The 22,121-nt window shown below is 32.3% G+C and carries 24 protein-coding genes and 1 tRNA gene; 19 read left to right on the top strand and 6 right to left on the bottom strand.

Annotation, left to right across the window (positions count from 1 at the left end; translation table 11 throughout):
* On the top strand, nt 1-615 hold the full coding sequence (locus BC748_RS08415; protein WP_133533034.1) for an outer membrane beta-barrel protein: 615 nt from the start codon (nt 1-3) through the stop codon (nt 613-615).
* Here BC748_RS08415 and BC748_RS08410 read toward each other — a convergent pair.
* Complete coding sequence (locus tag BC748_RS08410) at nt 612-1,772, bottom strand: THUMP domain-containing class I SAM-dependent RNA methyltransferase (RefSeq protein ID WP_133533033.1); 1,161 nt, start codon at nt 1,770-1,772, stop codon at nt 612-614. The genes BC748_RS08415 and BC748_RS08410 overlap by 4 nt on opposite strands.
* 145 nt (nt 1,773-1,917) lie before the next feature.
* Between BC748_RS08410 and BC748_RS08405 the strand changes: the two genes are divergently transcribed.
* From BC748_RS08405 to BC748_RS08390, 4 genes are all read left to right on the top strand, one after another.
* The gene (locus tag BC748_RS08405; RefSeq protein ID WP_133533032.1) at nt 1,918-2,682 is read left to right on the top strand and encodes a class I SAM-dependent methyltransferase; all 765 of its coding nucleotides are present in this window, start codon (nt 1,918-1,920) and stop codon (nt 2,680-2,682) included.
* Nucleotides 2,683-3,351, top strand: a complete 669-nt coding sequence (locus BC748_RS08400; protein ID WP_133533031.1) for a ZIP family metal transporter — start codon at nt 2,683-2,685, stop codon at nt 3,349-3,351.
* A 71-nt stretch (nt 3,352-3,422) separates the two neighbouring features.
* Nucleotides 3,423-4,235 (top strand): N-acetylmuramic acid 6-phosphate etherase, encoded by an 813-nt coding sequence (gene murQ / locus BC748_RS08395; RefSeq protein ID WP_133533030.1) that lies wholly within the window; start codon nt 3,423-3,425, stop codon nt 4,233-4,235.
* A gap of 279 nt (nt 4,236-4,514) precedes the next feature.
* A complete protein-coding gene (locus tag BC748_RS08390; RefSeq protein ID WP_133533029.1) occupies nt 4,515-4,742 on the top strand; it encodes a DUF6095 family protein in 228 nt (75 codons plus the stop codon).
* 1 nt (nt 4,743) lies between these two features.
* On the opposite strand, the gene BC748_RS08385 is transcribed toward BC748_RS08390, so the two are convergent.
* Nucleotides 4,744-6,705, bottom strand: coding sequence for an endonuclease (locus tag BC748_RS08385; RefSeq protein WP_133533028.1), 1,962 nt, complete (start codon nt 6,703-6,705; stop codon nt 4,744-4,746).
* Between the two features lie 246 nt (nt 6,706-6,951).
* Here BC748_RS08385 and BC748_RS08380 point away from each other — a divergent pair, with 246 nt between their 5' ends.
* The 3 genes from BC748_RS08380 (at nt 6,952) to BC748_RS08370 (ending at nt 8,976) form a co-directional block, all read left to right on the top strand.
* Nucleotides 6,952-8,121 carry a TlpA disulfide reductase family protein gene (locus tag BC748_RS08380; RefSeq protein ID WP_133533027.1) on the top strand — a complete coding sequence of 390 codons (1,170 nt, stop codon included), beginning with the start codon at nt 6,952-6,954 and terminating at the stop codon, nt 8,119-8,121.
* Between the two features lie 152 nt (nt 8,122-8,273).
* Nucleotides 8,274-8,355, top strand: a tRNA-Tyr gene (locus BC748_RS08375).
* 72 nt (nt 8,356-8,427) lie between these two features.
* Entirely contained in the window at nt 8,428-8,976 is a 549-nt protein-coding gene (locus BC748_RS08370; protein ID WP_133533026.1) for a hypothetical protein, read from the top strand.
* Nucleotides 8,977-9,034: 58 nt separating this feature from the next.
* On the opposite strand, the gene BC748_RS08365 is transcribed toward BC748_RS08370, so the two are convergent.
* From BC748_RS08365 to BC748_RS08355, 3 genes are read right to left on the bottom strand one after another with little or no spacing between them, the layout of a single operon-like run.
* On the bottom strand, nt 9,035-9,730 hold the full coding sequence (locus tag BC748_RS08365; RefSeq protein ID WP_133533025.1) for an SIMPL domain-containing protein: 696 nt from the start codon (nt 9,728-9,730) through the stop codon (nt 9,035-9,037).
* A 48-nt stretch (nt 9,731-9,778) separates the two neighbouring features.
* Nucleotides 9,779-10,420 (bottom strand): rhomboid family intramembrane serine protease, encoded by a 642-nt coding sequence (locus BC748_RS08360; RefSeq protein WP_133533024.1) that lies wholly within the window; start codon nt 10,418-10,420, stop codon nt 9,779-9,781.
* A 3-nt stretch (nt 10,421-10,423) separates the two neighbouring features.
* Nucleotides 10,424-11,905, bottom strand: a complete 1,482-nt coding sequence (locus BC748_RS08355; protein WP_133533023.1) for an aminotransferase class V-fold PLP-dependent enzyme — start codon at nt 11,903-11,905, stop codon at nt 10,424-10,426.
* Nucleotides 11,906-12,022: 117 nt separating this feature from the next.
* On the opposite strand from BC748_RS08355, the gene BC748_RS08350 reads away from it, so the two are divergent.
* Both BC748_RS08350 and BC748_RS08345 read left to right on the top strand, forming a co-directional pair.
* The gene (locus BC748_RS08350; protein ID WP_133533022.1) at nt 12,023-13,414 is read left to right on the top strand and encodes a DUF1800 domain-containing protein; all 1,392 of its coding nucleotides are present in this window, start codon (nt 12,023-12,025) and stop codon (nt 13,412-13,414) included.
* Between the two features lie 2 nt (nt 13,415-13,416).
* On the top strand, nt 13,417-14,586 hold the full coding sequence (locus tag BC748_RS08345) for a DUF1501 domain-containing protein (protein WP_133533021.1): 1,170 nt from the start codon (nt 13,417-13,419) through the stop codon (nt 14,584-14,586).
* Here the strand turns inward: BC748_RS08345 and BC748_RS08340 are convergent.
* Nucleotides 14,583-15,311, bottom strand: coding sequence for a biotin--[acetyl-CoA-carboxylase] ligase (locus tag BC748_RS08340; protein WP_133533020.1), 729 nt, complete (start codon nt 15,309-15,311; stop codon nt 14,583-14,585). The two genes, BC748_RS08345 and BC748_RS08340, sit on opposite strands and share 4 nt — an antisense overlap.
* 95 nt (nt 15,312-15,406) lie before the next feature.
* On the opposite strand from BC748_RS08340, the gene rsfS reads away from it, so the two are divergent.
* The 9 genes from rsfS (at nt 15,407) to BC748_RS08295 (ending at nt 22,090) form a co-directional block, all read left to right on the top strand.
* On the top strand, nt 15,407-15,778 hold the full coding sequence (gene rsfS, locus BC748_RS08335; RefSeq protein WP_133533072.1) for a ribosome silencing factor: 372 nt from the start codon (nt 15,407-15,409) through the stop codon (nt 15,776-15,778).
* Between the two features lie 18 nt (nt 15,779-15,796).
* Nucleotides 15,797-17,719 (top strand): ATP-dependent zinc metalloprotease FtsH, encoded by a 1,923-nt coding sequence (gene ftsH, locus BC748_RS08330; protein ID WP_133533019.1) that lies wholly within the window; start codon nt 15,797-15,799, stop codon nt 17,717-17,719.
* Nucleotides 17,720-17,831: 112 nt separating this feature from the next.
* A complete protein-coding gene (locus tag BC748_RS08325; protein ID WP_133533018.1) occupies nt 17,832-18,437 on the top strand; it encodes an LUD domain-containing protein in 606 nt (201 codons plus the stop codon).
* A 1-nt stretch (nt 18,438) separates the two neighbouring features.
* A complete protein-coding gene (locus BC748_RS08320; RefSeq protein WP_133533017.1) occupies nt 18,439-19,242 on the top strand; it encodes a phosphatidate cytidylyltransferase in 804 nt (267 codons plus the stop codon).
* Nucleotides 19,232-19,885, top strand: a complete 654-nt coding sequence (locus BC748_RS08315) for a phosphatidylserine decarboxylase family protein (protein WP_133533016.1) — start codon at nt 19,232-19,234, stop codon at nt 19,883-19,885. Before BC748_RS08320 ends, BC748_RS08315 begins: the two co-directional genes overlap by 11 nt.
* Before the next feature lie 22 nt (nt 19,886-19,907).
* Nucleotides 19,908-20,420, top strand: a complete 513-nt coding sequence (locus BC748_RS08310) for a hypothetical protein (protein WP_133533015.1) — start codon at nt 19,908-19,910, stop codon at nt 20,418-20,420.
* Between the two features lie 3 nt (nt 20,421-20,423).
* Nucleotides 20,424-20,990: a porin family protein gene (locus BC748_RS08305; protein ID WP_133533014.1), complete on the top strand. Its 567-nt coding sequence runs from the start codon at nt 20,424-20,426 to the stop codon at nt 20,988-20,990.
* Nucleotides 20,991-21,023: 33 nt separating this feature from the next.
* Nucleotides 21,024-21,293, top strand: a complete 270-nt coding sequence (locus BC748_RS08300; protein WP_133533013.1) for an acyl-CoA-binding protein — start codon at nt 21,024-21,026, stop codon at nt 21,291-21,293.
* A gap of 17 nt (nt 21,294-21,310) precedes the next feature.
* Nucleotides 21,311-22,090 (top strand): superoxide dismutase, encoded by a 780-nt coding sequence (locus BC748_RS08295; RefSeq protein WP_133533012.1) that lies wholly within the window; start codon nt 21,311-21,313, stop codon nt 22,088-22,090.
* Nucleotides 22,091-22,121 lie beyond the last annotated feature (31 nt).

Here is a 22,121-nt window from a genome sequence, read left to right as displayed (position 1 = left end):
ATGAAAAAGATACTTATCATCTTATTATTTATTTCAAATAATAGTTTTACTCAAAACAAATTTGGAGCTTTTACTGGTGTCAACTATTCCTATTTTACCGATGGATTTGGACAAGTACTCGCTGAGGAATCTTTTGGTTTACAACTTGGAGTAGTTTATGAAAAACAACTTTCGTCGAGTGTAGCTTTTCGTCCAAAATTAATTTTCTCACAACAAGGTGATAGAACTAGGACAAAAGCAAACTCAAATTTCAATCCCGATCAAGAAATTGTGGTTATTAATCCTTTTGAAATTGATCAGATTGATACAAAACTAACCTATATAAACATTCCATTAGATTTTAAATTTTGGAACAAAATCTATGTAATTGCTGGGCCACAAATTGGTTTTTTAATCAATGAAAAATCATTTGGTGATTATAAACAAAAAGCAAAAAGTAATATTGATTTTGGAATAAATTTAGGAACAGGATTTACCATTAACAAGTTGTTTTTTGAAGTTGGAATTTACCAAGGATTAACCTCTTTATATGAATATCCATATTATTACACAGGAAACAATGTGCGCGTACAAAACGGTTTTGCAAAGTTTACAGTTGGCTTTATGTTTAACTAATTTTCTTGCTGAAACTTCGCTTTTTTACTACCTTCATACATTTCATATTTCACTAATCGGGCTTCCAAACTTCCGTTGAAAAGCTTGATTTTTCTTGAAGGACGAAGACCAACAAATTTCAATGCTTCTAAATTGGCAGTAATAAACCAAGCGTTGGTATTGGGATAATTGTTTTTTAGTGTATCACCCAATTCTCTATAAAATCGCTCTAAATCAATATCCAAACGTTCACCATAAGGCGGATTGAAAACCATGTGCAATGGACCAACATTTTCTTTTTTAGTATCGAAAAAATTAGCTTGACTTATCGTTACATAATCCTCTAAATTGGCATTAATTATATTGTCTTTTGCTTTTTGAACGGCACTTGGAGCTTTGTCATAACCTATGATTGTATGATGAAATTCTTTTGTTCTTTTCATCAACGCATCAATAATTTGGTCAAACAAATCATTGTCCCAATCGTTCCATTTTTCAAAAGCAAATTCTTTTCTGTTGATATTGGCAGGAATATTACACGCAATCATTGCGGCTTCCGCCAAAATAGTTCCTGAACCACACATTGGATCCAAAAAATCGGAACTTCCATCCCAACCCGAAAGCAACAGCATGCCAGCGGCAAGAACTTCGTTAATTGGCGCTATATTAGTTGCCGTTCTATAACCACGATGATGCAACGAAGCACCAGAAGTATCTAATGCAACCGAACATTGATCTCTATCAATATGAATATTTATTCTCAAGTCTGGAAAATCCTTATCAATACTTGGTCGCTGTCCAGTTTTATCTCTAAATTGATCTACAATGGCGTCTTTTGCTTTTTGAGAAACAAACTGCGAATGCTTGAAATTATCCGAATGAATTGTGGTATCAATCACAAAAGTTTGATTTGCATTGAGGTAGTTACTCCAATCAATTCCTTGAATTCCTTTGTATAAATTTTGGTCGTTAGTCGCACGAAAATAATAAATTGGCTTCAAGATTTTAAGTGCTGAACGCAATGATAAATTGGCTTTGTACATAAAACCTTTATCACCTTTAAAACTTACCATTCGAGTGCCAATTTCCACTTCTTGAGCACCTAATTGGTTTAATTCTTTTGCTAATATTTCTTCAAAACCAAAAAAGGTTTTGGCCACCATTTTAAAATTTTCCATAAATCAATTTCAATGTCAATTTCAGTTGCACTCCCGAACTGTCGGGACAAATGCAATTTCAATAATTAACTAAATCCCAAACTTGGGATAATTTTGGCAAAAATACACTAAATTTGTCGGTTGAGAATTCATTTGAAAAGAATAAATGTCAGAAGCAATAAAACCCGATACTAAAAACGCAAAAGACGAAACCAATACTTGGTATGAGTCTTGGTTTGATACTAAATACTATCACATTCTTTATAAGGACAGAAATTACCGTGAAGCTCAGGTTTTCATGGATAATTTGACGCATTACTTAAACTTGCCCGAAAAAGCCAAAGTATTGGATTTAGCTTGTGGAAAAGGTCGTCATTCAATCTATTTAAACCAATTGGGTTTTGATGTAATTGGTGCCGATTTATCTGAAAACAGTATCAACGAAGCCAAGAAAAATGAAAGAGATAATTTGCATTTTGTCGTTCATGACATGCGTGAATCATACGAAGAAAAATTTGATGCTATTTTCAATCTATTTACCAGTTTTGGCTATTTTGAAAATGAAGAAGATAATTTACAAACCTTAATTGCAATTAAAGAAAGTTTATCCGAATATGGTTTTGCTGTAATTGACTTTATGAATGTTTACACTGTTCTTGAAAACTTAATTCCAGAAGAAATAAAGACCGTTGACGAAATTGATTTTCACATCAAACGTTTTGTGTTAGATGGATTTATTATCAAGCAAATTGATTTTGAAGCTGATGGGAAATCATTTCATTTTGAAGAAAAAGTAAAAGCCTTTACACTCGAAGATTTCCAAAAAATGATGGACGAAGCTGGAATTTATTTACTAGATACTTTTGGCGATTACAAATTGAAGAAATTCCACAAGAATACGAGTGAACGTTTAATCATGATATTCAAATAAATGAATTACCTACTTCCTTTATTATCAGTTATTTTAGGATACGTAATTGCATTATTACTGAAGCCGAAAAAGAAGAAAAATTTAAAACTCTTATTAGCATTTAGTGGTTCTTTTTTATTGTCCATTACGGTCATGCATTTACTTCCCGAAGTTTATGAAGCTCATAACCATAGTGTTGGAATATTCATTATGGTTGGGATTTTGTTCCAAATTATTTTAGAATTTTTTTCCAAAGGTGCGGAACATGGTCATGTTCACGGACATGATAAAATAGCTCGAATGCCTTGGTTGTTGTTCATCAGTTTGTGTATTCATGCTTTTTTAGAAGGATTTCCAGTTGGTCATCATCACGATTTAGCCTACGGAATTGCTATTCACCACTTGCCTATTGCTATTATTTTAACGACATTTTTCATCAATGCTGAATTGAATAAAACAGCGTTGTTTATCTTCATGCTTTCTTTTGCATTTATGACACCTTTAGGAACTTTTGTTTCCGATAATGTACCATTTATTACGCAATATCACACCGAAATCACAGCCGTAGTTATTGGAATTTTATTTCATATTTCGTCTACGATTATTTTTGAAAGCAGCGAAGGACATAAATTTAATATTGCAAAAATTTCGATGATTATTTTAGGGATTTTGTTGGCGGTTTTTGTTTAAAATAAGGCAATAAGAATTTTTAAACGATGAATTAAAACTTTGTAACTTTGATATATTACAACTAATTTAAAATGAACTTCACCAAAACCACTGAACAATCATCGCATTACGACAGTTTAGAAACTATGTCGGTTATTGATTTATTGACGAATATTAATAACGAAGACAAAACGGTTCCGCTTGCTGTGGAAAAAGCATTACCTCAAATTGAAAACTTAGTCACCAAAGTAGTCGAAAAACTAAAACTTGGCGGCAGATTATTCTACATTGGCGCTGGAACTTCAGGAAGATTGGGCATTGTTGATGCTTCGGAATGTCCGCCAACATTCGGAGTTCCGTTTGATTTAGTAAACGGAATTATCGCTGGTGGCGACAAAGCCATTCGTCGCGCTGTCGAAAATGCCGAAGACAATCGCGAACAAGCTTGGATTGATTTACAAAACGAAAACATTGGTGCTAACGACGTTGTGATTGGCATTGCTGCTTCGGGAACAACTCCTTATGTTATTGGTGGATTAGAAAAATGCAATGAGCAAAATATCAGCACAGGTTGTATTACTTGCAATGAAGGAAGTCCATTGGCTTTGACTGCAAAATTCCCAATAGTCGTTGTTGTTGGTCCAGAATTCGTTACAGGAAGTTCACGAATGAAAGCTGGAACCGCTCAAAAATTAGTCTTGAATATGATTTCTACTGCAACGATGATACAACTTGGCAAAGTAAAAGGCAACAAAATGGTCGATATGCAATTGAGTAACGACAAATTAGTCGATCGTGGTGTGAAAATGATTATGAGTGAAATTTCGGTAGATTATGAAAAAGCGGCTGAATTGTTGAAAGAATTTGGAAGCGTTAGAAAAGCAGTTGAGAGTTATAATAACTAATGGGAGTCATTATTTTCTTCATATTACTGATTTCTGTACCAATTTTATGGATAACAAGTATATATTTTTTAAGAAAATGGAAGTTTTTGTTTGTATATTTTTTGAGCAACTTAGTTGTAAGTGGAATATATTCATCAATTATTTTTTGTTCAAATCTTAGTTATTTTAACAATGATCCTTACGGATTAAGAAAAATATTTTCTTTTTTGTTTGTAATTGGAATACATACGACTTTAGGCTTTATCTTTGCTTTGTACCATAGAAATAAAACATCAAAAAATGGCAACCAATAAAGACAAGCTAGCTAAAGGCGTTAAATTTCTTGCGGGTTCTTTACCCCTAATGTTTATTGGTCCAAGTGTGATTTATAACGCGTTTATGAACCAACATACCAATTGGCATTACTTGGTTTTAGGTATTGGAATAACAATTTGCATAACATCCGTTTATTTTGCATTCAAAGGGATAAAAACTATGACAGATGCTATGTTTGATGGTGATAAATAATTTATTTTATAATTATTTTTCTTGAAACAGAATTTCCTTCCGAAGTAATTTTTGCTAAATAAATTCCTGATGTTAGATTAGTTTCAATTTCAGAAGTTCCATCAAAAGATGTTTTAAATACTTCGGCTCCAAGCATGTTATAAATTGTAACTACTGCATCCGATTTTACTCCTGAAATTGTAAAATTACCATTCGAAGGATTTGGATGCAAAGCAATTTTATCAATATTATTTTGATTTGTACTAAGTGATGAAGACCAAGCCTGACCTGCATTATTTCCCCAAATGTAATCGGCTAAATTTGGATAATCAATAAAAGGATTCCTGTTATACTGCCAAGTGTAGATGTAGTTATTTCTATTCATTTCAAAATCGTCAGAAGGATCGGTTTGATTCCATTGAAGTAACGTTGCTAAATCTCCTATTTGTCCAACAGTCGTATCGGGTAAATCGCCATTGACAACTTCCAATCCATTATATCGAACTGCCATATAGAAAATCGCTCTAGCAACATCACCTTTCCAAGAACTTTGGTTACCATTTCTACCATTATAACCCGTCAAACCATAATCTTTGTTGCTTCTGTTGGTATTTTCTGGTCCATCCTCAGCTCTTAAATGATGTGCATCGGCATGACCTGCAGCAATATCATCAGCACTTGTTGGTAACCAAACATTAATACCATCTGGAGTTTCCTCAGTGGCATTAGCAAAACCACCACGAGATTGTGGATATATATGTTCTCTGTTCCATTTTCCAGTTCCAATACTTCCTGTTTGATAATCTAATTTTGACCTCGGAATTTCAACATACATTAACCAAACTTCGTTACTATTTAAAGGATTTTGATCGGCAACTTTGAGAATATCAACAATATCTCCATAATTATGAGCGCGAACAACGGCTGGATTGGCAATTATATTTTGGAGTTCTTGCTTCAAAGCATCACCTGCTAAACCTTCAAGGGAAGAATAATAGCCATTTGGCGATGTACTTTCTACAAAATCATAAGTAGGATTTAAAGGTGTTCCAAATGTTGCTTGTGTAAAATCATTATCAACAACTCTAATCTCGATAAAATCATTCAATCGGATAAATCCTGATGGCAAAAGTCCAAATTTAATTATAGCGACTTCATCACCTTCGTCTAACACATCATCAACAAAAGTTATAGTTGTTGAAAAAGTAGTTGTACCAGAAGGAATTATAACATTTGTCGAACCCGTAAAATCGGCATTTTCTAACGATCCTGAACTGAGTGAAAAAGTAAATAAGACATCACTTACAACGGGAGTTTGAGCTGTGAAGGTAATTTGAAGATTATTGCCTTCTGTAACTTGGAAAGCTGATGTAGAAATTGTTATTCCATTAAAAATGAATCCGCTACCATCGTTATTTGCTCCTGGCGTTGGAGTTTTTGCCTCATATGTTCCGTCATTTTTTCTTTGTATAGAATTGGCAGTGCTTGCGCCACTTGCACTTTCATCTAGTTGAATTGTTACTCCAAGCAAAGCCATTAATTCTGTGGCATCTGGATCATTTGTCCCATAAACTATGGCGTCAATTAAATTAGTGATTGTAGCTAAAGAATTATTTGGAAAATCCGAAGAAGAACCTAGATATAAGCCAACTCCATCTGAACCATTTTGAAAAATACTTTCAGGCAATAATTTTTCAGGAACAGGAGAAACAAAACTATTTCCAATTAGAAACAACCCATTGACATCTGTAACAAACCCATCTAAATCAATTACATAATAACTTAAATTTGCTTGAGAACCTGTTCCATTAAATAAAACTAAAACATAGCCATCAAGGGGGAAATTTGGAGTTATCGATTTTAATTCTATAAATTCCTTATCATCAACAGATGGCGTATCTGAGTCTAATTCATTGATAAAAATTTGAGATTGGCAGAAAAAAGTAGCTAACATTGCCACTAAGAAAATAGTGTTTTTTAACATTGTAGTTTGAGTTGGTAAACAAATTTATTTATTAGCAATGAATAAAAAGAATATTTGCCATTTATTAACTTAAAAATCACATTTATAGTTCATTTGTAAAGAAAAAACGTAATTTTTTTATGTTAGAAAAAATTAAATTAAAAAAGACTGTTATTTTTAATATACTATAAACTTTCCTTAATTTCACTTTTGTTTCAGTATAAATTAAATACATTTGCAGACGAAAAAAATAACGATTTAAAAAAAATGAAAAAAATTATTTTATTATTAGCAATCACATTAATTGCGGTTTCCTGCAACTCACTTTCTGAGGGAGAATATAGTATAACAGGAACTATAAAAGGATTACCTAACGGTATAGTATATTTAGAAAAACCCGATGAAAACGGAATGTCAGCCAAAGCTGTGGACACTGTTAAAATAATCGATGGGAAATTTGAAATAAAAGGAAATTCAACAGAGCCTGAAATGTATTTTTTACAAGTTGAAAAAGTAAATGGTAAAGTTGCTTTTATTCTTGAAGAGGGTGAAATATCTGTAGAGGTGGATAAAGATAGTATTTTTAAATCAAAAATTGGAGGTACATACAGTAATGATGAATTTTATAGTTTCAACCAAAAATCTAATGAAATTCAAAAATCATCTCAGAAAAAAATCATGGATTTTCAAATGAAAAACATGGCAAAAATGAAAGAAGCTCAAGAGAAAAATGATACTGTAGCTATCAATTCATTGAGAAAAGAATATAAAGGACTGCAAAAAAATATGACTGATTTTCTTTTTGGTTATCCTAAAGATCACCCTAAATCTTATATCAGTATGCTTATCATTCAATCAATGATTGGAAATCCAGAACACAAAATAGAAGATGTAGAAATTAAATTTAATGCTTTAGATAAAAAACTTAAAGAAACCAAAGTAGGAAAAAAAATAGCAGAAAAAATTAAAGAAATCAAAAATGCAAGCAAAGCTATTCCAACAACTTCTGGAATAAATGTTGGTGCAGTAGCTCCAGATTTCTCCGCGAAAAATCCCCAAGGAAAAATAGTTTCACTAAAATCAAGTTTAGGTAAAGTTACTATAATTGATTTTTGGGCATCATGGTGTGGACCATGTAGAGCAGAAAACCCAAATGTTGTTGCATTATACAACGAATTACATACTAAAGGATTAAACATCATAGGAGTTTCACTTGATAAAGATGCTGCAAAATGGAAAGAAGCTATCGCTAAGGATGGTTTAACTTGGACACAAATATCAAACTTAAAAGAGTTCAATGATCCAATTGCTAAACAATATGGTATAACACAAATACCAACAACTTATATCCTAGACTCAAAAGGAACAATTGTTGCTAAAGATTTGAGAGGCAAAGAACTAAAATCTAAGGTATTAGAATTATTGAACTCAAAATAATATTCTCTATATTACTTACAAAACAAAATCTCCTTTTCAGGAGATTTTTTATATAATTCGTTTTCAGAATATTAAAAAATAACTATTAAATAAAAAGTAATTTTTCTTGCTGATAAGAAAACAGTTTTTATATTTGCAACCGCAACAGCGTTGGGGAGATACTCAAGCGGCCAACGAGGGCGGACTGTAAATCCGCTGACTACGTCTTCGCAGGTTCGAATCCTGCTCTCCCCACAAAAAAAGCACAGTTAATCTGTGCTTTTTTTATTTAATAAAGTTATATTTGATTTTTTAAAAATGATAACTATGAAAATTAATGCTTTATATGGTTCACTCCTACTTATTAGTTTGACCTTACTAACCTCATGTAAAAAAGAGGAAGAAGAAACGAAAACTTTAGATCCAAACAAACAAATCATTTTGCCAAGAGTTGCGCCAATTCCTGCAACATCTACTTATGTGCAACCTAATAACCCACAAACGGTTACCCAACAGCAACCTGCACAAACAATAACACCAGGTCAGCAAGTTGCCAACCAAAAACAAGTAGTTACAAAACCAGGAATGAATCCACCACATGGTCAAGCAGGTCATCGTTGTGATATTGCCGTTGGAGCGCCATTAAATTCTAAACCAAATGCAACGGCTACTCCAAGTCAACCTGCATTTACAAAAACAGTTATACCTAATGCTGCTCAACAAGCAAAATCTGCTGGAACAGCTACAACTACTGCAGGAACACCAGCTTTATTAAATCCTACTACTGCTGGAACAAATCCTCCACATGGACAACCAGGACACGTATGTGGAACACCTGTTACTCCTGCAGCTAGCACACCTGAAACTGCAAAATAATATAACAATAAAAAAGTCTCCAATTTGGAGACTTTTTATTTTAAACTAGTTTTGTTTTTTAATCTAAAACAAAGCTAACAGTTACAGTAGCATTGATTTCAATTTCGCCAATAGCTAATGTTTCTCTTGGAGCGCTTTCTGCATCGGAAGCCATTGCCATCATTGCACCTTTATACATTGGTTGTGGAAAATAGACTTGAGAGCTATCAGTTATTAAAAGTGCTTTGCCAACTTTTTGTCCTAAAACAGAAACATAATCCTCGGCTTTTTGTTTTGCGTTTAACATTGCTTTTTTACGCGCTTCTCTTTCATGCTCTTCCATTTTTGACGATTTAAATTCCACACCTTGAATTGAATTTACACCAACATCGTTTAATCCCATCATGATTTCATCATATTTTGATATATCTTTCAATGTAATGCTGATGTTTTGGCTCGCTTGAAAGTTGTATTTCTTTTTTTCATAGTCATAGTTTTTATAAAGACTTACATTATCCGTTTTATAATCGGTAGCAGCAATGCCACTTTTCTTTAAAAACTTGATTACTTTATCTACGGTTTCGTCGTTTAGCGTTTTTACTTCTTTGGAATCTTTACCAGTATTCAAAACCCCAACGGAAATAGTAGCTCTGTCTGGAACAACTTTAATTTTTCCTTCTCCAGTTACAGAAATTTGTGGCACTTGTGGTTTATTTTCTTGTGCTTGTGTCATGATAGAAAATAATGTTACTAAAATTAATACTGTCTTTTTCATACTAAATGTTTTATTGATTTAACTATTACTTTTCAAAAGTTGTGCCAATTATAATTTGCCTGCTTTTGCCATTACAAACAAAATAATGATTGGAACTGCTAACAAAATCACCATCAATAAATTATCCTGTAAAAGCGAAGGCATTTTTAACAAAGTAATAACATAGCCACCAATGGCTCCACCAAAATGAGCGGCATGACCAATATTATCCGTTCTGGATTTCATTCCATATATAGAATATAGAAGATATAGAATTCCGAAAATATAAGCTGGCATTGGGATTATTCCAAATATACCAATAGTCATATCGGGATACATCAATATAGCAGAATATAAAACTCCTGTCACTGCACCTGAAGCACCAACGGCACGGTAACTATAGTCATTCCCATGAAAAACCATTGTCAATAAACTTCCAAAAACTAAACTTCCTAGATAGATGAGAATAAATGAAAAACTACCTAATGTTTGAATAACAATTGGCGCAAAGAAATAAAGCGTAATCATGTTAAACGCCAAATGAGGTAAATCGGCATGAAGAAAACCCGAAGTTAACATTCTAATTTGTTCACCTGAACGAATACTACCTACATGAAATTGGTATTTTCTAAAAAACATTTCATCATTAAATCCTTTGATACTAATCAGTACATTAGCAAGGATTACAGCAAGCATAATAGTATTTTCCATAAATTATTTGAACCAAGATTTAACCATTTCTTTTTCTGATAAGGCATCGTTTTTGTGATGGAAATTATTGGTTTTACCATCATAAATATACTCCGAAGCCCAATTTTTATGATTTTCTGCTAAAGCGATGATGTTGTTACAAACGTATTCAATCTCTTCATTAGTAGTCGTTGGATGTATCGACATTCTAATCCATCCTGGCTTTTTCATCAAATCACCAGAAGTAATTTGGCACACTAAATCATGGGAAGTTTCTTGATCAACATGCAAAAGAAAATGTCCGTAGGTTCCAGCACAACTGCATCCGCCACGAGTTTGAATTCCAAAACGGTCGTTCAACATCTTTACTCCAAGATTATAATGCAAATCATCAATGTAAAAAGAGATTACTCCTAGCCTATCTTTATGTTGATTGGCTAAAATCTTGATATTTGAAATATTTTCCAATCTAGAGAAGACATAGTCAACAATTTCGTGTTCGCGGTTTTGAATATTTTCCACGCCCATTTCTTCTTTCAATTGAATAGCCAAAGCCGTTTTTATCACTTGAAGAAAACCTGGTGTTCCACCATCTTCTCTATCTTCAATATTGTCGATGTATTTGTGTTCGCCCCAAGGATTGGTCCAACTCACGGTTCCGCCACCTGGACAATCGGGAACATTATTTTTGTATAAATTTTTATTAAAAAGTAAAACGCCTGTAGTTCCTGGTCCGCCAAGAAATTTGTGTGGCGAAAAGAAAATAGCGTCCAAATATCTTTCATCATCCGGATGCATATCAATAGCAACATATGGTCCAGAACAAGCAAAGTCAACAAAGCATACACCGTTGTTTTCGTGCATTATTTTTGCCACTTCGTGATATGGTGTTTGAATTCCAGTTACATTGGAGCACGAAGTGATGGAAGCAATTTTAAAACTTCTGTCTTTGTATTTTTCTAACGTAATTTTAAATTTCTCTAAACAAAATAATCCTTCTTCGTCACACGGAATTACTTCAACATCGGCAATAGTTTCTAGCCAAGACGTTTGATTAGAATGATGTTCCATGTGAGAAATTAGAACAATTGGTCGCAATTCTTTTGGAATAGTGGTAAATTCTTTTAGATTTTCAGGAATTCGAAGTCCTAAAATTCGTTGGAATTTGTTGACAACTCCAGTCATTCCAGTTCCATCTGTAATTAAAACATCATCATCGTTGGCATTTACATGTCGTTTGATAATTTTTCTCGCTTCGTGATACGCCATTGTCATTGCAGTTCCAGAAATGGTAGTTTCCGTATGAGTGTTGGCAACAAATGGTCCAAAAACGTTCATCATTTTTTCCTCAATTGGACGGTATAATCTTCCGCTGGCTGTCCAATCGGTGTAGATTATTTTTTGGTTTCCAAAAGGTGATTGAAATTCTTGATTAATTCCGATGATATTTTTCCTGAATTGCTCAAAGTAAAGTTCTAGTGTTGTATCGTTTGCAGTAGCTAACATAGTAAAAAAATATAGTGCTCAAAGATACATTTTTTTGAATTAAATCGTTTTCGTAAAAAAGGATTTTAAACCTTTTCTACTATTTAAAGTCAAATACACATTCAACCCAATAGAAAAATGGATAAAAACACGCTTTGGTCGCTACGCTTAGGATTTTCAGGAAAACAAAGTCAAACCATTCAAAAAATAGGTTTGAATGCCTTTTTGGAAAAATCTTTCATGACAAAAGTCGATAAAAACATTCCCAATTTTCTTGATAATAGTCCAAAAAGCTTAGCCGAATTGCAATCGAGACGCAAAGAGATTAAAAACAATACCTCAGACCAAACGAAAGAATTACTAAAAAAAGAAATTCAAGTTTCGAATGAAATGAAAGATTGGTGGTTGGAAAAAATGATGAATGATGACTTTCCTTTGCGAGAAAAAATGACTTGTTTTTGGCACAATCATTTCGTTTCAACTTATCAAAAAGTTAAAGTAAACCATTGGGTTTTTCAACACAATAAATTGCTGCGAGAAGAAGCTTTTGGCAACTTCAAAACATTGACTAAAAAAACGATACAAACTAATGCTATGGTTCGTTATTTGGATAATGTAGATAACCGTAGAGATAAAATCAATGAAAATTTAAGCCGAGAATTGTTAGAACTTTTCACTCTTGGCATTGGAAATTATACCGAAGATGATATTAAAAATGGCGCAAAAGGTTTAGCAGGATTACATCTTGGTGAAGACCAAGCCATTTACAGACGTTTTTTTGAAAATAATGACACTATCACTTACTTCGGGAAAACAGGAAATTTTAAAGCTGATGAATTAGTCGATATCATTTTTGAACAAAAAGCTGTTCCCTATTTAATCACTCGAAAGATTTTAAAATGGTTTATTTATGATACGCCATCAGAAGAGATAGTAAAGTATTATGGCGACTGTTTCCGGAAAGTGAATTTTGAAATAAAACCGTTATTGACAAAAATTTTTACGGAAGAATATGCAAAAGAAAGCGCCGGAAGTAAAATCAAAGATCCGCTAGTTTATATTCTTCAACTATTAGATGAGTTGCAAATTAGAGATGTCAAACCAAGACTCATTGTTTTCTTCTTAAAGCAACAAGGAATGGATTTATTTAATCAACCTAATGTAAAAGGATGGAATGGTGGAAAAGAATGGTTGACTTCTCAAATTTATTTGCAACGAAATAATGTAGCCGATTTATTGTGCAATGGTAAAAGTTTAAATAGACGAAATCAATTCAATGAAAATGAAATGATTACCGAAAATAAAAACGCATTAATAAATGTAAATATTGATTTTAATTCCAACGGAAATAATAAAACCATCATTGCTGAATTGACTAATCGATTGCTGTTTCAAACAGATGAAAACTTACAAAAAGAATTAGAAACGCTCTTGAAATACGATTTTAATCCAAAGACAGAAAGTGCCAAAAACGCAGTACTTCGACTATTTAACACCATTACAAAAACACCTGAATTTCAATTGATATAGTTATGAATAGACGTAATTTTTTAACCTTAACAGGAACATTTACAGGTGGAACTTTATTGCTTCCTAGTTTTCTTCATGCTTTTGGAACCCAATCCAATTTGGTTATCGGTGAACAATGTTTGGTTTTCATTCAATTAAATGGTGGCAATGATGGCTTGAACACTTTTATTCCTTATGACAATCCTTTGTATTATGATTTTCGTTCAAAAATAGCCTTGTCAAAAAATGAAATTGTGTCCAAAAATAATGGTATGGGATTTCATCCTGCTTTGAAAGATTTTGCCACTATGCAACAAAATGGCGATTTGAGCATCATTCAAAATGTTGGTTATCCAGAACCCAATCGCTCGCATTTTCGCAGTCAAGAAATATGGCAAACGGGTTCGAAAAGCAATGAATACCTCAATGAAGGTTGGCTTGGACGTTATTTAGACATTCAATGCAATGAAAATCAACCCACAGCTGGAATTAATCTTGACGCTATTGACAACTTGGCATTAAAAGGAAATGAACCCAATGCCATTACTGTAAAAGATCCAAATCGATTTAAAATAAGAAAGAATGGCGACGATGAAGTTGCTCTTTCTTCCAATCCGCAATTAGATTTTGTTCGAAAAATAGCCAATTCAGTTACGGAAGGTTCAGAAGAAATTCAAAAAGCTTTGACAAAATCTACCTCCGAAATTAATTACCCGAAAACCAAATTAGCTGCCAATTTAGAATGGATTGCTAGACTGATTAAAGGAAATTTGAATTCAAAAGTATATTACACATCTCAAAATGGTTATGATACTCATGATAATCAACTTGCTATTCACCAGCGAAATTTAACTGAACTGAACGATGCTGTTTTTAGTTTTTATTCCGATTTAAAAAAAGCGAATTTGTTGCAAAACGTTACCATCGTTGTCTTTTCAGAATTTGGAAGAAGAGTTAAAGACAATGGCAATGGAACCGATCACGGAACTGCTGCACCACTTTTTATTATTGGTGGAATGAATGATGGAAAAGTTTTGGGCGAAAATCCAAATCTGAGCGATTTAGACAATGGTGATTTGAAATATAATATTGATTTTCGTTCTGTTTATGCTACGCTATTGCAAAATAAAATGCAATTTAATCCAAATCAAATTGGCATTACTAATCTACCATTGAAAGGGTTATTTACTTAAAACAACATTTGAATTTCTTTGATGTTAAAAAAACTAATTGAATCGTCTTCAAGCATTACTTGCAACTTTCCATCATGAGTAACGCCTTGAATAATTCCCATAAAACGATTGTTTTTACTGTCTTCAAAAGCTAAAGGTTTGTCTTTTTTAAATAGTTTTTCGTGGTATTTGTTCCTAAAGACTGGCATTAACTCATCCAACTGCTGGAATTTTTCTTGAATTTTTTTAGCAATTTCTTCTGCAGTTTCAAAAATATCATACTCTTTGCCTGTCAAACTTTTCAAAGAAGTCGCTTTTGGTAAATGCTCAAAATTGGTTTGATTTAGGTTTAACCCAATTCCAACAACTGAATCGAAGCTTTCGCCGTTTTTTAGCACATTTTCAATTAATATGCCACCAACTTTTTTAGAATCTGCCATAATGTCGTTAGGCCATTTGATGGAAACCTTTTGAATTTCATGCATTTCTAAAACTTCTAAAACTGCTAATGCTACGACAATATTCCAGTCAAATAGTCTTTCATTGGATATCATTACATTTTTAACCAATGCACTAAATGTCAAGTTTTTACCAGCTTCACTCATCCATTTCGAACCCATTTGTCCGCGACCTTTTGTTTGCTCATTAGCAACAACAATAGTAAAATTATCGAGCTTTTTTTCTCTTGACAACTGCTTCAAATAGTCGTTTGTAGAATCTATGGCACTGAGTTTGATTATTTGCAATGTAATTAAGGTATAAATTAGTATAATTTTAGTACTTGCTTAGGCAAAAATAAGTACAAAATATAATACCTTTGCAAAACATAGAAATTTTATACATGGCGAAGAAAGCGGCTCAAACAGATGTGCTATTGGCAAACATCATTAAAGGAATAGAAGAAGTTAAAGGAAACGATATTGAAATCTTAGACTTAAGAGAAATAGATACAGCAGTTTGTGATTATTTTATCATCTGCAACGGAAATTCAAATACTCAAGTTAACGCGATTGTTAACTCCATCCAAAAATTAGTTTCAAAAGAATTAAAAGATAAACCTTGGCATGTTGAAGGAACTGACAACGGCGAATGGGTTTTAATGGATTATGTGAACATTGTTGTTCATGTTTTTCAGAAACAAATTCGTGAATTTTACAATATTGAAGGACTTTGGGGTGATGCCAAAATTACAACCATACAAACCAATTATTAAAAAATACGAAAGCAAAAAATGGCTAGCGAAAAGAAACCAAATAATTTTAAATTAAGTCCATATTGGATTTATGGGATATTAATTGTGATATTCCTACTGCTGAATGTTTTCAGTGGTTCAAATTTTCAAGAAGTAGGTAAACTTTCTTCTTCAAAATTTAATGAATACTTAGAAAAAGGTCAAGTTGAAAAAGTAGTAATCTTTAATAAAACGGAAGCCGAAGTTTATCTAACTGCAAAAGCACTCAAAGACAAATCACACAAAACCATTGCTGTGGATTTATTAGGAAGAGTGAATAAAGGTCCGCATTATAGTTTTGATATTGGAAATGATGAAATTTTTCAAAAGAAACTAGAACAAGCAGTTGCTGACAAAAAGTTAAAAGATTTTGACTTCAAACCAAAAAGCAATTGGTCCGAAATATTCTTTAGTTTATTGCCAATCATTGTCATCATTGGGCTTTGGATATTCATTATGAGAAGAATGTCTGGTGGCGGAGCTGGCGGTGGCGGTGGACAATTGTTCAATATTGGAAAATCAAAAGCAAAACTTTTTGACGAAAAATCAGAAGTAAAAACAACTTTTAAAGACGTAGCTGGTCTTGAAGGCGCAAAAGAAGAAGTACAAGAAATTGTAGAATTTCTTAAAAATCCAGAAAAATATACTGTTTTAGGAGGTAAAATTCCAAAAGGCGCATTACTCGTTGGTCCACCAGGAACAGGAAAAACTTTGTTAGCCAAAGCTGTTGCAGGCGAAGCTAAAGTTCCATTTTTCTCATTATCCGGTTCTGATTTTGTTGAAATGTTCGTAGGTGTTGGAGCTTCAAGAGTTCGCGATTTGTTCAAACAAGCCAAAGACAAATCTCCAGCAATTATTTTTATTGATGAAATTGATGCTGTTGGTCGTGCAAGAGGAAAAAATAATTTTTCAGGCGGTAACGATGAACGTGAAAATACTTTAAATCAATTATTAACCGAAATGGACGGTTTCGGAACTGACACACATGTAATTGTTTTAGCAGCAACCAACAGAGCAGATGTTTTAGATAAAGCATTGATGCGTGCAGGTCGTTTTGATAGACAAATTTATGTTGATTTACCAGACATCAAAGAACGTAAAGAAATATTCGAAGTTCACTTAAAACCATTGAAAAAAGTTGACGGTTTAGACGTTGATTTCTTGGCAAAACAAACTCCAGGTTTTTCGGGAGCTGACATTGCTAATGTTTGTAATGAAGCTGCTTTAATCGCGGCTAGAAATAACAAAAAAGCGGTTGACAAACAAGACTTTTTAGATGCCGTTGACAGAATTGTTGGTGGTTTAGAAAAGAAAAATAAAATTGTAACTCCAGATGAAAAGCGAGCGATTGCTGTTCACGAAGCTGGACATGCAACCGTAAGTTGGATGCTAGAACACGCTGCACCGTTAGTAAAAGTTACTATAGTTCCAAGAGGTCAAAGTCTTGGTGCTGCATGGTATTTGCCAGAAGAACGACTAATTGTTCGTCCAGAACAAATGTTGGACGAAATGTGTGCTACAATGGGCGGAAGAGCTGCAGAAAAAGTAGTTTTCAATAAAATTTCTACTGGCGCTTTAAGCGATTTAGAAAAAGTAACCAAACAAGCTCGTGCGATGGTTACCATTTATGGACTAAACGAAAAACTTGGAAATATCACTTATTATGACTCTTCAGGTCAAAGTGAATATAATTTTTCAAAACCATATTCAGAAGAAACAGCTCAAGTTATCGATCAGGAAATTAATAACTTAATTGAGACAGAATACCAAAGAGCCATACAAATACTGACTGATAACAAAGACAAGTTAACACAACTTGCTGATATTCTGATAGAAAAAGAAGTTATCTTTAGAGACGATTTAGAAACTATTTTCGGAAAAAGACCTTTTGATGTATCAGAAGATGAAGTCGTAAGAGAATAGCAAAATAAAAATTTAACATTTTATTAAAATCTTAATTCAAAAACAGCTTTTGAATTAAGATTTTTTTATCTTTGATGGATTCCAAAAACTATTGCAAGATTTAACACTACCTATGAGTCTTTTTAGAAAAATATTTGGCAACAGCAATGATGCCTCAAATGAAGAAAATCAGAGTGAGTTCAATAATACTCCATCTAGTTTCTCACTACTTCCTGTAGATGAGAAGTTTACCTATAATTTTAAAAAAAATGGTGGAAAATTCATCTATTGTGAAAACTTAAATGAGGTTAAAGAACAATTTTTGAATATTTTAGAAGAAAACGACTGGTTTGAGTGTGATGCAATGTGTTTTGAGAAAAAATTATTTTCGATGTTGGAAGAAAATAAATTAAATTTTGATAATCCGACCGATCCAAAATTTTTATTTGCAAGTTGTGAAAATCTTATTGCTGATGAAGGTTCAGTTTTATTTTCATCCAATCAAATAAAACAACACAAGCCAAACGATTTACCAAACAATATTATTATTCTTGCTACTACAAGTCAAATTCTTGAAAACAAAAGCGATGGTCTTAGAGTTATCAAAAAGAAATATGACAAAGAATATCCAACAAATATTACTACCATAAAATATTTCGAAAAAGCAAAAGAAGAAGATTTTCTTCAGTATGGAAGTTCAGCTAAGAACTTGTACTTATTGCTTTTAGAAGATTTATAGCATGAATTCAACTCTCACAAGAGCTATTTCGGGAGCAGTATATATTTTACTGTTAGTTTCAGCAACAATGTACTCATCTAACAGTTTTTTGCTGTTTTTTGGACTACTATTACTTCTAGCAGTCATTGAATTTTGCAAACTTGTTTCATTAAAAAGTACAATCCCATTAATTTTCTCTGTTGTACTTTTTATTCTTTTTAATTTATCCTATACCAATAAAACCAATGATATTTTGGTTTTATTGGCAACTTTATTAGTAACATTAAAAGCTGTTGTTTTTCTTTTTGACAAAAAAAACAGACCGATTGACTCGCTTTCAAAATACGTTTATTTAATTGGTTATATTGCACTTCCTTTTATTCTAATTACTAAATTACCATTTGTAGAAAATAATTACAATCCAAAAATAATTATATGTGTTTTCATTTTAATTTGGGTTAATGATACGTTTGCTTTTCTTGTTGGAAAAACATTTGGAAAGCATAAATTATTTGAAAAAGTTTCGCCGAAAAAAACAATTGAAGGATTTATTGGCGGATTTATTTTTTCAATAATTACAGGATTTATTTTAGCAAAATATTTAATGCTGCAATCTTATTTTCATTGGGTTTCTATAGCCATTCTAGCTTCTGTTTTCGGAACATTAGGTGATTTAGTAGAATCTAAATTCAAGCGAATTGCCAATGTAAAAGACAGTGGAAATATAATGCCAGGTCATGGAGGTGTTTTAGATAGATTAGATAGTATTATATTTGTAGCACCAATTGTATATTTGTTTTACCAAATTTTATTTTATGTTTCATAAAGAAGGTTATAAAATCATTTTCATTTCGTTAGTAAGTTTCATAGCTGCTATAATTTTAATCGATAAATTCATCGATATTTCTTGGCTAAAAATGGCTTTGCAATTAGTTGTTCTTTTCTTTTTTGTAATGATTTTGCAATTTTTCAGAAATCCAAAAAGGATAGTTTCCTTGAATGAAAATCATATTATTGCTCCAGTTGACGGTAAAGTTGTAGTGATTGAAGAAGTTTTTGAAGCAGAATATTTCAAAGACAAACGTTTACAAGTATCAATATTTATGTCGCCAATCAATGTGCATGTTACACGTTATGCCATCAGCGGAAAAATAAATTTTAGCAAATACCATCCTGGAAAATATTTAGTTGCTTGGCATCCAAAAGCAAGTACTGAAAATGAAAGAACTACCATTGTTGTTGAAAATAAAACTTTTGGGGAAATTTTATACCGACAAATAGCAGGTGCATTAGCCAAAAGAATTATCAACTATGCCGAAGAAGGAACGCAAGTAATTCAAGGAGAAGACGCTGGATTTATAAAATTTGGTTCAAGAGTTGATTTATATTTGCCACTTGGAACAAAAATAGCTGTAAAATTGAATGACAAAGCAGTTGGTGGAAAAACCATTATTGCAATAAAAGAGTAAAATAATTTTTAAACCAAACTTTATGAAAAAAATTGTATTTCTATTATTTTCAACTTTAATTTTATCGTGTAGTTCAGACGAAAATTCTGGAAATTCAAATCAAAATGGTTTTACTTTTAATGGAACGTTTTATGAAGTAAAAACCGTTTTTATTATTGATGAAAACACCGCTGATAATAATCCTAGTGATATTAGTTTTAGTTTAGTCAACAAAACTGTTTCAGAAATAAGTAGCGAAAATGATTTGAGTAACATTGCTTCACTTTATTTTGATTTTAATGCTGTTAATGTTGAGGAGACAACTTATACTAATATTTTAGATTATAATGCAACAATAAATGCAAACAGAATTAATGGAAATATTGATGGTGGAATTGAAATTTTATCAGATAATAATATAGAATTACAAGCAACCAACATAAATATTACCATTAATAGTATAACCACAACAACTGTAAACTTCAGTTTTTCATTTACAAAAACTAACGGACAAACTATTTCTGGACAATATAACGGTAGCTATTTAACATTATAAAAAATGAAAAAGATCTCTCTACTAATCACATTTTTGTTTGTTTCATATTCAGTATTTTCACAGAATAACTTAACTTATGGTATAAAAGCTGGTTTAAATTTTACTGGTTTTAGAACCGATAATGGAACAAACTCAGATTTTTTAGGTTTAAATATTGGTGGTATTGCTAAAATGGATTTGAATAAAACATTTGGATTACAAGGTGAATTCAATTTAAACTCTAAAGGTGGAACTTATCTTTTTCCTTTAACTCCAAACAATCCCGAAATTAAACTTACATATATTAATTTACCTATTTTACTTAAAGTTCATATCACACGAAAATTCAATTTTGAATTGGGACCAGAATTTGGATTTTTGTTAGAACAAAAAGCAAAACTTAACGGTGAAACTTTTGAAATAGATGATGTTCCCAGTTTTGACATGAGTTTAAATGCTGGATTATCATATGAATTTGAAAAAGGAATTTTCATTCAAGGTAGATATGGTTATGGGTTAACAGAACTATTTGAAGATAGAGATTACAAAAATTCTTGTATTAGCTTATCTTTAGGATATTTTTTTAAATAAAGAAACGGTCAGATTAGCTTAACAATATAACTCATGGCAGAGAAAGATTTAGAAACTCGATTTCAGGAAGCTGTCGAAATAGCTTCAAAAATGACACAAGCGTCTTTGCCACAAGATGTTCAATTGCGATTGTATGCCTATTACAAACAAGCTACATTCGGAACAATTGAACCAAATAACTCTTCAAGTTTCGATTTAAGAAATGCTTTTAAAACTAACGCTTGGATGCAAATCAGCCATTTATCCGTTGAGGAAGCAAAAGAATTATATATCGAAGCCATACTATCGTTATCAAAAAAATAATTTAAAATTTCCTTTAAATGAAAAAGATTTTTCTAGTGGTAGTTTCACTTTCGCTGTGTTTTACTTTACCATCATGTAACCGAAAAAAGCTAACCGAAGTTGTTGAAGTTCCTTTACCGTCAGCCGAAGAAAAAATTACTATTGGACAACCTGACGATGTAAATGCTGAAGATGGACCATTTGATTTGATAAAATTACCATACAAATACAATGAGTTAGCACCAAGTATAAGCATTTTAGCAATGGAAATGCATTATTCTAAACATTATTTAACCTATACTAACAACCTAAACAAATTGGTTACTGCAGATGCAACGCTAACCGATTTAGCTATTGAAGATATACTGAAAAAACTAGATTTAAACAATGCTGATTTACGAAATAATGCCGGTGGTTTTTATAATCATGGGTTGTTTTTTGAAAGTATGGCTCCAAAAGCTGGCGGACAACCAAAAGACACTTTAGCAGCAGCAATTACAAAAGATTTTGGAGATTTTGAAAACTTCAAAACACTATTTTCAGATGCTGCCGAAAAACAATTTGGTTCAGGTTGGGCATGGTTAGTTGTTGATAAAACAGGAAAATTACAAGTAACTAGCACACCGAATCAAGACAATCCGTTGATGCCAAAACAAACAGTTCCTGGAACGCCAATTTTATGTTTGGATGTTTGGGAACATGCTTATTATCTAGATTATCAGTACAAACGTAAACGCTATATTGAAGCTTTTTTTAAAGTAATTAACTGGAAAAAAGTTGGCGAACGTTATGAAGAAGCGATAGCAAAGAAATCATAAATAAAAAATCCCTAATCTTTCAATTAGGGAT

The organism is Flavobacterium dankookense (genome assembly GCF_004362665.1).
In the GTDB taxonomy this organism is placed as follows: domain Bacteria; phylum Bacteroidota; class Bacteroidia; order Flavobacteriales; family Flavobacteriaceae; genus Flavobacterium; species Flavobacterium dankookense.
This window is presented reverse-complemented; position numbering and strand designations above follow the sequence as displayed.

What these genes read in the sequence shown, in the direction of transcription:
- BC748_RS08415 (WP_133533034.1), top strand. Translation starts at nt 1, where the DNA reads ATGAAAAAGATACTTATCATCTTATTATTTATTTCAAATAATAGTTTT.
- BC748_RS08410 (WP_133533033.1), bottom strand. Translation starts at nt 1,772, where the DNA reads ATGGAAAATTTTAAAATGGTGGCCAAAACCTTTTTTGGTTTTGAAGAA.
- BC748_RS08405 (WP_133533032.1), top strand. Translation starts at nt 1,918, where the DNA reads ATGTCAGAAGCAATAAAACCCGATACTAAAAACGCAAAAGACGAAACC.
- BC748_RS08400 (WP_133533031.1), top strand. Translation starts at nt 2,683, where the DNA reads ATGAATTACCTACTTCCTTTATTATCAGTTATTTTAGGATACGTAATT.
- murQ (WP_133533030.1), top strand. Translation starts at nt 3,423, where the DNA reads ATGAACTTCACCAAAACCACTGAACAATCATCGCATTACGACAGTTTA.
- BC748_RS08390 (WP_133533029.1), top strand. Translation starts at nt 4,515, where the DNA reads ATGGCAACCAATAAAGACAAGCTAGCTAAAGGCGTTAAATTTCTTGCG.
- BC748_RS08385 (WP_133533028.1), bottom strand. Translation starts at nt 6,705, where the DNA reads ATGTTAAAAAACACTATTTTCTTAGTGGCAATGTTAGCTACTTTTTTC.
- BC748_RS08380 (WP_133533027.1), top strand. Translation starts at nt 6,952, where the DNA reads ATGAAAAAAATTATTTTATTATTAGCAATCACATTAATTGCGGTTTCC.
- BC748_RS08370 (WP_133533026.1), top strand. Translation starts at nt 8,428, where the DNA reads ATGAAAATTAATGCTTTATATGGTTCACTCCTACTTATTAGTTTGACC.
- BC748_RS08365 (WP_133533025.1), bottom strand. Translation starts at nt 9,730, where the DNA reads ATGAAAAAGACAGTATTAATTTTAGTAACATTATTTTCTATCATGACA.
- BC748_RS08360 (WP_133533024.1), bottom strand. Translation starts at nt 10,420, where the DNA reads ATGGAAAATACTATTATGCTTGCTGTAATCCTTGCTAATGTACTGATT.
- BC748_RS08355 (WP_133533023.1), bottom strand. Translation starts at nt 11,905, where the DNA reads ATGTTAGCTACTGCAAACGATACAACACTAGAACTTTACTTTGAGCAA.
- BC748_RS08350 (WP_133533022.1), top strand. Translation starts at nt 12,023, where the DNA reads ATGGATAAAAACACGCTTTGGTCGCTACGCTTAGGATTTTCAGGAAAA.
- BC748_RS08345 (WP_133533021.1), top strand. Translation starts at nt 13,417, where the DNA reads ATGAATAGACGTAATTTTTTAACCTTAACAGGAACATTTACAGGTGGA.
- rsfS (WP_133533072.1), top strand. Translation starts at nt 15,407, where the DNA reads ATGGCGAAGAAAGCGGCTCAAACAGATGTGCTATTGGCAAACATCATT.
- ftsH (WP_133533019.1), top strand. Translation starts at nt 15,797, where the DNA reads ATGGCTAGCGAAAAGAAACCAAATAATTTTAAATTAAGTCCATATTGG.
- BC748_RS08325 (WP_133533018.1), top strand. Translation starts at nt 17,832, where the DNA reads ATGAGTCTTTTTAGAAAAATATTTGGCAACAGCAATGATGCCTCAAAT.
- BC748_RS08320 (WP_133533017.1), top strand. Translation starts at nt 18,439, where the DNA reads ATGAATTCAACTCTCACAAGAGCTATTTCGGGAGCAGTATATATTTTA.
- BC748_RS08315 (WP_133533016.1), top strand. Translation starts at nt 19,232, where the DNA reads ATGTTTCATAAAGAAGGTTATAAAATCATTTTCATTTCGTTAGTAAGT.
- BC748_RS08310 (WP_133533015.1), top strand. Translation starts at nt 19,908, where the DNA reads ATGAAAAAAATTGTATTTCTATTATTTTCAACTTTAATTTTATCGTGT.
- BC748_RS08305 (WP_133533014.1), top strand. Translation starts at nt 20,424, where the DNA reads ATGAAAAAGATCTCTCTACTAATCACATTTTTGTTTGTTTCATATTCA.
- BC748_RS08300 (WP_133533013.1), top strand. Translation starts at nt 21,024, where the DNA reads ATGGCAGAGAAAGATTTAGAAACTCGATTTCAGGAAGCTGTCGAAATA.
- BC748_RS08295 (WP_133533012.1), top strand. Translation starts at nt 21,311, where the DNA reads ATGAAAAAGATTTTTCTAGTGGTAGTTTCACTTTCGCTGTGTTTTACT.